We start from the raw sequence: 10,709 nt of genomic DNA, 5'->3' as shown, positions 1-10,709 counted from the left end.
TCAACTTTGCAACAGAACCGAAGGCATCGTATTAGGGGGCTCACGTGCAAGAGGCACCCATACAGAAAATTCTGATATAGATATCGGAATCTATTACAATTCAGACTCATTTGACCTGACAGCGATTAATCAAATTGCTACAGAATTGGATGATAAAAATAGAAACAACCTTGTTGTGCCTCCCGGAGCGTGGGGTGATTGGATTAATGGCGGCGGATGGTTATTTATAAATGGGTATCATGTTGACTTGATTTTACGTGATATAAAACGGGTAGAACAAATAATCAAAGATACGGAGCAAGGAATTGTTACTGCCAATTATCAGACCGGGCATCCCCATGGTTATATAAGTGCAATGTATCGTGGAGAATTAGCGATTAGTAAAATACTATATGCTAAGAACGAAAGCTTATGCGAATTAAAAAAGCAGGCAGAAATTTACCCTACTGCTCTAAAGAAAAGCTTGATGAACTTTTTTATATTTGAAGCTGAATTCTCTTTAATGTTTGTAAAAGCAAATGCGGGGGTAGAGGATAAATATTATATTGCAGGCCATGTTTTTCGTATTATTTCATGCTTAAATCAAGTACTATTTGCATGTAATAATGCTTATTGTATCAACGAAAAGAAAGCTATAAAACTGCTTGAAACTTTTGAACATAAACCTGAAAAATATACCGAGAAGGTAAATCATATTTTTGAAGTACTCGGTATCTCACTTTTTGAATGCTACGATATGACCGAGAAACTTTATAAAGAAGTGAATGAAATTGTATCGGAGATAAATAACTTTTTAAACGAGGAGAGTTCAGATGAAAGAAAACAAATATGATGATAATATATTTTTTCAAAAATACAGTCAAATGAGTCGCTCGCAGAAAGGACTGGCTGGTGCGGGAGAATGGGAGACTTTGAAAAAGATGCTACCTGATTTTAAGGGTAAGCGTGTGCTTGATTTAGGATGCGGCTATGGATGGCACTGTATATATGCGATGGAAAACGGTGCTTCCTCTGTAGTAGGTGTTGATATTTCTCATAAAATGCTCGAAGTAGCAAAAGGAAAAACCCATTTTCCACAGATTGAATATGAATGCTGTGCCATAGAAGATGTGGATTTCCCAGAGGAGAGCTTTGATGTAATACTAAGTTCGCTTGCGTTTCATTATGTAGCAGACTATGAGAATTTAATAAAAAAGATATATAGGATGCTGAAGGCTGGTGGCAATTTAGTTTTTACAGTTGAACATCCTGTTTTTACTGCTCATGGAACACAAGACTGGTATTATAACGAAAAAGGAGAAATACTGCATTTCCCGGTGGACAATTATTATTATGAGGGCAAACGGACAGCTATGTTTTTGGAAGAAAAGGTTACAAAATATCATAGAACACTGACCACATATCTAAATACACTGCTTTCAAATAGTTTTATAATAAATCAGATTGTGGAGCCACAGCCGCCAGAGAACATGATGGATATTCCGGGGATGGCGGATGAAATGCGACGCCCAATGATGCTGATTGTATCGGCAAAAAAGAAGATGTAATAATATAGAAAAAATAAACGAGGAGTATGTAAATGAGATCAGAAAAAGAAATGATGGATTTAGTACTTTCTTTAGCAGAACAGGATGAACGTATTCGAATTGTGACCCTTGAGGGGTCACGCGCAAATATTAATATACCTAAAGATGAATTTCAGGATTATGATATTACATATTTTGTAAGTGATATAGAACCGTTTATATCTAATGATGACTGGCTTAATCAATTTGGGAATATAATAATGATGCAAAAGCCGGAGGATATGGAATTATTCCCACCTGAAGAAAAGGGATTTTCCTATCTTATGCTATTTGATGATTACAATAAAATTGATCTTACCTTATTGCCCTTGGAAGAGTTAGATAATTACCTAAAGGGCGATAAATTAATAAAGGTTCTAATTGATAAAGATTGTAGAATTAAAAGGGACATAGTTCCGACTGATATAGATTATCATGTAAGAAAGCCAAGCGCAAGGGAGTATGATGATTGCTGCAATGAATTTTGGAATGTAACACCTTATGTTATTAAAGGATTGTGCCGCAAAGAGATACTGTTTGCAATCGATCATCTGAACCAGATTCTACGGTTTGAACTACTTAGGATGATGTCGTGGAAGGTTGGGATAAAGACAGAATTTTCATTAAGTGTTGGGAAAAATTATAAGTATATTAACAAATACATTGATGAAGATCTATGGAATAGATTATTATCTACATATCGCATGGATTCCTATGAAAATATTTGGAAGTCATTATTTATATGCCACCAATTGTTCAGGGAAGTGTCCAAAGAGGTAGCAGAACTACTGGGGTTTGATTATCCAGAGTATGGTAAGAACATAACAAGATATACCGAGGACATGTATAAAAAATATGTTGAAAATGACTATTTTTAAAGATTAGCAAAGATTATTAACCATAAGCAAGGGGTGTAAATGTATGGAAAGTACTGATGTTATAAATGAAATTAGAGGTATATTACCTCGTAACTCAATTGGAAAATATGATTTACTAACTATTTTTACACATAAAACCGTTTTTGATAAAATTGTAAAAGTACTATCATTGGATTTTCAAAATAAAGTAGATTATGTGGCTGCCCCAGAAGCAATTGGATGGATACTAGGCACTGCCATAGCCAAAGAACTTGGAGTGGGGTTTATTGGAGTAAGAAAAGGTGATAAGCTGCCATACGCAAAAGAAGAGATTATTTCGACACATTTTACCGACTATTCAGGTCAAGATAAAAGCTTTGAAATATCTAAGAGTTCTATTGTGAGGAACAAAAGAGTTTTGATTGTAGATGATTGGATAGAGACAGGTTCTCAAATGAAGGCTTTAATAGCTTTGTTAGAGAAATTGGATTGCAGCATTATTGGGTTGGCTACTATTGGGATTGATATAAATGAGGTTACTCAAAAATGGATAGACAGCAGTTTTGTAGCTTATATTGGCTCAAACATATAATAAACCGAAAGAAAATCTTGAATCAAAATTTTGGATGGCGTTAATTTACAATACAACGAAAGATGTTTACTCTTTTTTTATAAATTTTAAGAGGCGTTAAAAAACAGTTTTCAGACGAAAGGAGATCGAAGTTGAGTATAGATTTAAGTAACAAAAAAATTCCGAAAGAAGCAATTCAAGCATTAAAAACTATAGCGGAACTACTTGATAATATGTTAATTGGGGTGTATTTGTATGGTTCGGCAGTAATGGGTGGTTTACGTATGAATAGCGATGTAGATATTTTGGTAATAACAAATCAAAGTTTATCTGAAAAAACTCGAAGGAATCTTACAAATAGGTTAATGCTTATATCTGGGAAAATAGGAAACATAAAAGATATGAGGCCTCTTGAAGTTACGGTCATAAATCAAAAGGATATTGTCCCTTGGCATTTCCCCCCCAAATATGAATTTATGTATGGCGAGTGGCTAAGAGAGCAGTTTGAAAAGGGAGAAATTCCTGAGTCGACTTATGATCCGGATTTAGCAATACTTTTAGCACAACTAAGAAAAAATAGTATTAACCTTTTGGGACCAAAGGCAACAGAAGTAATTGAGCCTGTGCCAATGACAGATATTCGAAAAGCAATTAAAGAATCGTTGCCCGGGTTGATAGCTAGCATTAACGGTGACGAACGCAATGTGATTTTAACTTTAGCCAGAATGTGGCTGACAGCATCTACTGGTGAAATTCGCTCAAAAGATCTGGCAGCTGAATGGGCGATACCTCAATTACCCGATGAGCATGCTACTTTACTCAACAAAGCGAGAGAGGCTTATTTAGGAGAGTGTGTTGACAAGTGGGAAGGAATGGAATCTGAGGTGGCTGAACTCGTTAATCATATGAAAAAGTCTATAGAGTCTTCCCTTAATATCCAATTACCTTTTCGAATAGTTTAAATATAACAAAGACTAGTTGTTAATGTGCATTATTGATTGCTTCGATATGTTCCCCCATATATCAGTTTCTTAAAAAATAATCAAAATACCGTTGATACGTTCCCGCGAACGAAAGGGTTAAAAATCAGCTTAAGACATCAATGCCATCAACTAGAGCCACGTTGAGACGTGTGTTTTATTGTCCCACAAAAGTGCAGACGATTTTATCAGTGTAAAAATGGAGTACGCAGACGACCGAAAAATCCAGCCAGATCGTATCACCTACAGGCTTATTCAGGAGTATATCGAAGAAAAGTACGGCTTCAAAGTTCACACTGCAAACATTGCAGAGGTCAAAAGAAACTTAGGCCTGCCGATGTACGACGCACCAAACGCAGTTGAAGAACTAAAACGCCCATATAAACCAGCACCAGAATATAAAGTAGAAGCTATTAAAGACGCATTAAGGCACTTCAAGGTCATAGATTAAAGTAAAGTACCCTTTCAGCAGATCATTACTGTTGAGAGGGTCTTACTTTTTCAGAAGCCGGCCAATGTAAGGATAGCCCTACAAGATTGCGGGTCTTTCTCTTCGAGCCATGTTTCCAGATTGCTTATAGCGATATCCTTTTGAATATGGATGCTCTCTTCAAATCGATATTCGATTGCACATGTAAGGATATCAACAGGTTCATCAAGAACCTTACCGCCAAGAACTGGGTATTCGTCAATTACAATCCAGTCAGGTGGGAGACCATCAAAGAGAGCCTGCGGATACAATTCCCTAAAGTGAATCTCAATTTCCATAGCTTCGATCTCACCTTGTTCTTTATCTGGGTAACAAGTGGCATAAGATACATCGAAGCCTCTAGTGAGCAGCATCTGAACGACATTGATGAGTTCAATATCAACAGGAATGGTCTTATCGGCGCATTTACAACAAGGCTTCGACCAAATTTCACTGTATAGCTCTAAACATCGTGGACACATCGTCATCATACAATCACTTCCTTCACCAGTTTATAGAAAGTAGTTCTTTTAAGATTAAGTGCCTGCATAGTTGCAGTTGCAGTTTGCTCGCCAGTGCGGTGATATTTACCGCCGGGTACACTGGAATAACCGAGGTTACAAGTCTATTGTTTGGAGATGCGTCAGCCGTTTGGAGGAAAAAGGATCTGAATGTACTGCCCCTACCATAAACGAGGAAACATTGCAGACAGCAGTGGTCAAGGCTATTAACGAACTTTTGGCTAACAAAGAACCCTTCCTCCAGGCGTTGCAGAAAAACATAGCTACTATACTTAATGAAGAAAATGATAATGCCACCAATGATATTGATAGCAAATTGGAAGAATTACAACAACAGCTTCTTATCCAAGCAAAATCCAAGAATGACTATGAAGATGTGGCTGATGAAATCTACCACCTTCGAGAATTGAAGCAAAATGCACTTGTTGAAAATGCAGAGCGTGAAGGAAAAAGGCAACGAATCGCTGAAATGACTGATTTCTTTAATGAACAATCCTGTGAGTTAGAGGAATATGATGAGCAGTTAGTAAGGAGGCTTATAGAAAAAGTTACGGTATTTCATGATAAGTTCGCCGTTGAATTCAAATCAGGAGTCGAGATTGATGTAGAAGGGTAATCTTTAGAAAGAGAACAGAAGAATTATATTGGATTTTTAAAGATAATATGATATAATAAAACGACTTGGAGGTGGAAGAATGTATAACTTTTCTTGCTAATTATATGATGCATAATAAGATATTTAAAGAAACGGCTATAGAACCGTTTGTTTTGTTATGCAAATTGCAAGAAAGTTAAGTATTCTACACTCAATAATACATTACAGTAACCTTATGTTATGTATAACAAAAGGTAATAATAGTATTTGTTTTTGAGCCGTAAGAATTTACTTTCTTGCGGCTTTTAATATTTGTAAAAGAAAGGAAGATAAACGTGATAGACAATGATACTATGTCATTCATGACAAAATCCTTGCAGAGTTGGATAACATTATAGAGTAATTAATGCCGAAAACCGACTTTGCTTATAAAATTTTTATAATGTAAAGGAGGAAGAAATATATGTCCTTAATAAATGTTTCAAATCTAACTTTTTCATATGAAGGAAGTTATGACAATATTTTTGAAAATGTAAGTTTTCAGATAGATACAGATTGGAAACTCGGTTTTATTGGAAGAAACGGACGCGGTAAAACTACTTTCTTAAATTTACTGCTTGGCAAATATGCGTATTCCGGCAATATAAGTTCTACAGTTAAGTTTGAGTATTTTCCTTATGATGTGGAAGATAAGAGTCTATATACAATTGAAGTAATGAAGAGTATTTGTACGGAATGTATGGATTGGGAGATTTTTCGTGAAATATCATTGCTTGATGTTCAAGAAGATGCTTTATATCGTCCGTTTAATACATTGTCAAATGGTGAGCAAACGAAGGTCCTTCTTGCAGCTTTATTCCTTACAGCGAGTTGTTTCCTGCTTATTGATGAACCTACAAACCATCTTGACATCGATGCACGTAATGTAGTGCAAAACTATTTGAAACGCAAGAAGGGGTTTATTTTGGTATCTCATGATAGAAGCTTACTTGATCAATGTGTTGACCATATACTATCTATCAATAAAACGAATATCGAAATCCAAAAGGGAAATTTTACTTCTTGGTGGGAGAACAAAACGTTACAAGATAATTTTGAACTGGCAGAAAACAAGAAACTCCTTAAAGAAATAGGAAGGTTGTCTTATGCAGCAAAACGTAGTTCAAACTGGTCAAATAAAGTAGAAAAAAGTAAATATGGAACAACAAATTCTGGTTCAAAACTGGATAAGGGTTATGTTGGACATAAGGCTGCAAAAGCGATGAAACGTGCCAAAAATATTGAGTCAAGACATCAGGAAGCCGTTTTACAAAAATCAGAACTGCTCCACAACATTGAACAATATGATGACTTAAAAATTTCACCACTTGAATTTCACAAAGAGTGCTTAATAGAAGCGAATGATTTATCATTGTCTTATGGAGATAAAGAAGTATGCAGTAATCTTAATTTCAGAGTCAATATTGGTGATAGAGTTGCCATTATCGGAAAAAATGGGAGTGGTAAGTCTAGTATCCTAAAATTGATTAATGGAGATGATATTAAATTTACCGGAAATTTTATGCTAGCAAGTGGACTAAAAATTTCTTATATTTCGCAAGATACTTCATATTTAAAAGGTAATCTATCTGAATTTGCCTATAATAATAAGATCGATGAAACTCTATTTAAAACGATTCTTCGTAAACTGGATTTTAATAGAGAGCAGTTTGATAAGAACATGGTGGATTTTAGTGCTGGTCAGAAAAAGAAAGTACTAATTGCTAAAAGCCTTTGTGAAAGTGCACATTTGTATATATGGGATGAGCCATTGAACTATATTGATATTTTTTCACGTATCCAAATTGAAAAAATGATTTTGGAATATTGTCCTACACTATTGTTTGTGGAGCATGATGATGCTTTTTGCAATAACATTTGTACGAAAAATATTAATTTAGGTTTGTAGAGATTTTGAGTTGCCACAATAACTAAAAGATATTTACATGAAAGGGTGAAGAAATGTTAAAACAAAAAGAATTAATTGCAAACGTTAAGAATCTTACTGAGTCAGATGAACGAATTACAGCTTGTATGATGTATGGATCGTTTACCAAAGGAGAAGGTGACCAATACTCTGATATAGAGTTCTATATATTTTTGAAAGATAGTATAACCTCGAACTTTGATTCATCCAACTGGTTGTTTGACGTAGCTCCGTACTTGATGCTTTATAAAAATGAGTACGGAACAGAGGTAGTTATTTTTGATAATCTTATACGTGGGGAATTTCATTTCCTTTCTGAAAAAGATATGAACATAATCCCCTCGTTTAAAGATTCAGGTTATATTCCTGATACGAAGGCTATGCTTATTTACGATGAAACAGGGCAATTAGAAAATTATTTATCAGAGATAAGTGGTGCAAGACCAAATAGACTTACTGAAGAAAATGCTAATTTTTTGTTGTGTAATTTCTCTAATCTATGGTTGATGGGAATCAACGTTCTAAAAAGAGGAGAATATGCTCGTTCATTAGAGCTCTTATCACAACTTCAAAAAAATACACTACAACTTATACGTATGGCAGAAAAAATGCTGATAATTGGCTAAACATGAGTAAAAACCTTGAAAAAGAAATTAGCCTTGAAAATTATAAAAAATTTGCAAAGACCACTGCTCGATTAGATAAGGTAGAATTATTTGAAGCCTATAAAAATTCTTTGCTATTAGTTATGGATTTGCAAAGTCACCTTATTGAACAATACAACTTAAAAGTTACACATGACATTTTAGAAAGATTGTTGAATTACATTAGTGAATAGGAGAGTAACGTTATTCACAGTATTGGGTACTGAAAATTAACAGCATACCTCAGTTTTTCAAAAAACAGCGAAGCCTATGGATATGTTCCCGTCTACCGATAGTGCAAAAAGTGTCGTGGATATGTTTCCGAGAACGGACATACACAAATGACATTCATTCTGTCCTCTCAATCCATATTGAATGTGTGACTGTTTTAAGTAAGTAAGGAAAACATAAAAAAACGGGCTCTTTGTCAAATCGGACTGATGAGACAAATATTGAAGATGATGAATTTGAGAATTTTCTCAAATTCATCATCTTTTTTTAGTTATTCAATTGTGACAAGGTCGTTTATCATAAAAATTCTTATCTTCATATTACTAAAAGATTTGAAGCCATAAGATACTCTTTTTAATATCTTAATATGAGTATTTTTAGCTTCTATTTTTCCGTTAGAATACTTATACGTTAAGCATTACGAATCCCTTCTTCATAATTAATCAGATTTTCAATCTTCTGTTTAAATAGTGGATCTAAGGTAGTCGGTAAGTTCTTTAATAAATCAAAAAATGAGTCTGGATCTTTATTTCTAAAGTGATAGGTTAATAATTGAAACACGCCATAGGCTTCTTTTAAGTCTGTAGAAAATGATAAAAGACGATCAATCATCATTGATTCTGTTAGAGGGGGAAACTTAGGTGAAGGAAAGCTTCTCCAATTTTTATATTCTGAACTAGAAACAGTCATTTGATTCTTTAATAGGTATTTCCAATTTACTTTTAGCTTATTGGCTTCAGAACGCTGGTGATTCTTTATTAATGCTTTCATTTCCCTGACTCTAAAGTCATTAAAAGCTTGGTTTAAGTGTTTAACGATATGAAACCTATCAATGACTAAAGCTGCACAAGGAAAGATTTTTTTAGTTAACTGAAAATAAGCCGCATTCATATCTGTCACTAGAAATTTTACCTGTTCTCGTTTCTCCTTGGGAGAACGATTGAAGTAATTCATTAGTTTATCAAGTCTACGACTAGGAAGAACATCAACCAGTTCACCGGTTTCACCATTGGCACAAATAAAACTCATTTTATCTTCATAGGTGGCATGAGATCTGAATTCATCAACCATTAGAACTTTTGGAAAAGAGCGTGGTTTAAGCGTTTCAGGTAAATGTTTTTCAACAGATTTAAGGACCCTTATAACGGTTGTGAGTGATACATGACATATCTTAGCGATAACGGTCATTGATATTTTTTGAGTTAATAATTCTAGTATTCTAAATGTCATGAATCGACTAATAAAACAATTTTCTTCAACGATAGAACATTGAGTTGTCCAATGTTGATGGCAGTTTTTACAAAAATATCGTTGTTTTTTTAGCTTTAAAATAGTTGGAATATTTTGATATGATTCCAAACGAATTGTCACTTCTTTTTTCCCATTTTTTACAATGGTTTTCTTTTCATCTGCATCGTTCGCATGAGACTGACAATACTTACAGGCCGTAAGCTTAGGTGAGTAGGTACCAGTGATAATTAATGTGTTCACACCTTTGTATTTTCCTTCTTCAACACAAGTTAAATTTAAATCTTTCTTTAATTCGCAACATTTTTTTGATATGATTAGTCATGACATGTTGTCCTTTCTATTTAAGATTTTGGTTGGTACTTTAATTTTACTAGATAGACGACATGCTTTTCTACTTAAATAAACTAAAATAGAACTGATGAATCAAAAAATGATTCATCAGTTCTATAAATTATAGAGCCTGAATTTATCCGCAAAAACAAATTCCGCACCTTAGAATATGATGATAAGCTTGTAAGGAAGATAATCCAGAGCGTTACAGTGTATGAAGACCACTTCGTCATAGTCTTCAAATCTGGCATCGAAATGGAAATATAAAAACCCAAAGTAAATAGCCCATGACTCTACAGTAGAGTTGTGGGTTTTCTTTTGCTTGCTGATTATAATAATATTTTAATAACTATTGTGTTTATCAATCAAATGGTTTACAATATTCTTAGCGTAAACTTGGAGGTGCTGTATGACTACGGCAGAAATGATTAAAGAACTGTGTGAGCAAATGAATATAAGTGTTTCCGAACTTGCTAGACGTATTGGCCAGACTCCACAGAATTTCAATAAAAAATTACAACGAGAAACAGTAACCTTGGATGAGTTGAAGGCCATTGCTGATGTGCTAGGTGTCAAGTTTGTGCAGGCATTTATTTTACCAGATGGAGAAGAAATAAAAATATCTAACGAATAAAGGAGGATGTTTATATGGTAGGTAATGTTATTCAAATAGTAACAGAGAAATTATCATCTTTGCCTTTTATAGAAGGCATGGTTCTGTTGCAAAGT

Annotated in this window: 10 protein-coding genes and 2 pseudogenes; 10 read left to right on the top strand and 2 right to left on the bottom strand. The window is 34.3% G+C overall.

Annotated features, from left to right (window positions below; all coding sequences use genetic code 11):
- Positions 1-25: 25 nt before the first annotated feature.
- The 6 genes from KA909_RS10535 to KA909_RS10510 all read left to right on the top strand — a co-directional run bounded on the left by KA909_RS10535 (position 26) and on the right by KA909_RS10510 (position 4,424).
- Positions 26-832, top strand: coding sequence for a nucleotidyltransferase domain-containing protein (locus KA909_RS10535; RefSeq protein WP_225417023.1), 807 nt, complete (start codon positions 26-28; stop codon positions 830-832).
- On the top strand, positions 813-1,547 hold the full coding sequence (locus tag KA909_RS10530; RefSeq protein WP_000662263.1) for a class I SAM-dependent methyltransferase: 735 nt from the start codon (positions 813-815) through the stop codon (positions 1,545-1,547). The genes KA909_RS10535 and KA909_RS10530 overlap by 20 nt, the downstream gene beginning before the upstream one ends.
- 32 nt (positions 1,548-1,579) lie before the next feature.
- Positions 1,580-2,443, top strand: coding sequence for an aminoglycoside nucleotidyltransferase ANT(6)-Ia (locus tag KA909_RS10525; protein ID WP_002294505.1), 864 nt, complete (start codon positions 1,580-1,582; stop codon positions 2,441-2,443).
- A 43-nt stretch (positions 2,444-2,486) separates the two neighbouring features.
- Complete coding sequence (locus tag KA909_RS10520) at positions 2,487-3,014, top strand: phosphoribosyltransferase family protein (RefSeq protein ID WP_002294507.1); 528 nt, start codon at positions 2,487-2,489, stop codon at positions 3,012-3,014.
- Positions 3,015-3,145: 131 nt separating this feature from the next.
- The gene (locus KA909_RS10515) at positions 3,146-3,955 is read left to right on the top strand and encodes an ANT(9) family aminoglycoside nucleotidyltransferase Spw (protein ID WP_002294509.1); all 810 of its coding nucleotides are present in this window, start codon (positions 3,146-3,148) and stop codon (positions 3,953-3,955) included.
- A 217-nt stretch (positions 3,956-4,172) separates the two neighbouring features.
- On the top strand, positions 4,173-4,424 hold the full coding sequence (locus KA909_RS10510) for a hypothetical protein (protein ID WP_002294510.1): 252 nt from the start codon (positions 4,173-4,175) through the stop codon (positions 4,422-4,424).
- 50 nt (positions 4,425-4,474) lie between these two features.
- Here KA909_RS10510 and KA909_RS10505 read toward each other — a convergent pair whose 3' ends face one another.
- Positions 4,475-4,933, bottom strand: coding sequence for a hypothetical protein (locus tag KA909_RS10505; RefSeq protein ID WP_002325145.1), 459 nt, complete (start codon positions 4,931-4,933; stop codon positions 4,475-4,477).
- Between the two features lie 61 nt (positions 4,934-4,994).
- On the opposite strand from KA909_RS10505, the gene KA909_RS10500 reads away from it, so the two are divergent.
- The 3 genes and pseudogenes from KA909_RS10500 (at position 4,995) to lnu(B) (ending at position 8,362) form a co-directional block, all read left to right on the top strand.
- Complete coding sequence (locus KA909_RS10500) at positions 4,995-5,579, top strand: recombinase zinc beta ribbon domain-containing protein (RefSeq protein ID WP_002294511.1); 585 nt, start codon at positions 4,995-4,997, stop codon at positions 5,577-5,579.
- 442 nt (positions 5,580-6,021) lie between these two features.
- Positions 6,022-7,506, top strand: coding sequence for an ABC-F type ribosomal protection protein Lsa(E) (gene lsa(E), locus KA909_RS10495; protein ID WP_002294513.1), 1,485 nt, complete (start codon positions 6,022-6,024; stop codon positions 7,504-7,506).
- 53 nt (positions 7,507-7,559) lie between these two features.
- Positions 7,560-8,362: pseudogene (gene lnu(B) / locus KA909_RS10490) on the top strand (lincosamide nucleotidyltransferase Lnu(B)).
- 308 nt (positions 8,363-8,670) lie between these two features.
- Here the strand turns inward: lnu(B) and KA909_RS10485 are convergent.
- Positions 8,671-9,972 (bottom strand): annotated as a pseudogene (locus KA909_RS10485) (ISL3 family transposase).
- A 417-nt stretch (positions 9,973-10,389) separates the two neighbouring features.
- Here KA909_RS10485 and KA909_RS10475 point away from each other — a divergent pair.
- Positions 10,390-10,614: a helix-turn-helix domain-containing protein gene (locus tag KA909_RS10475; RefSeq protein ID WP_000205227.1), complete on the top strand. Its 225-nt coding sequence runs from the start codon at positions 10,390-10,392 to the stop codon at positions 10,612-10,614.
- Positions 10,615-10,709 lie beyond the last annotated feature (95 nt).

This window comes from Staphylococcus sp. GDX8P54P (assembly GCF_017893165.1).
In the GTDB taxonomy this organism is placed as follows: domain Bacteria; phylum Bacillota; class Bacilli; order Staphylococcales; family Staphylococcaceae; genus Staphylococcus; species Staphylococcus borealis.
The sequence above is the reverse complement of the archived record's forward strand: the minus strand, read 5'-3'. Positions and strand labels throughout refer to the sequence as shown.

Bases quoted from the DNA above. Each gene is read 5' to 3' on its own strand.
- KA909_RS10530 (WP_000662263.1), top strand. From the start codon at position 813: ATGAAAGAAAACAAATATGATGATAATATATTTTTTCAAAAATACAGT.
- KA909_RS10525 (WP_002294505.1), top strand. From the start codon at position 1,580: ATGAGATCAGAAAAAGAAATGATGGATTTAGTACTTTCTTTAGCAGAA.
- KA909_RS10520 (WP_002294507.1), top strand. From the start codon at position 2,487: ATGGAAAGTACTGATGTTATAAATGAAATTAGAGGTATATTACCTCGT.
- KA909_RS10510 (WP_002294510.1), top strand. From the start codon at position 4,173: ATGGAGTACGCAGACGACCGAAAAATCCAGCCAGATCGTATCACCTAC.
- KA909_RS10505 (WP_002325145.1), bottom strand. From the start codon at position 4,933: ATGATGACGATGTGTCCACGATGTTTAGAGCTATACAGTGAAATTTGG.
- KA909_RS10475 (WP_000205227.1), top strand. From the start codon at position 10,390: ATGACTACGGCAGAAATGATTAAAGAACTGTGTGAGCAAATGAATATA.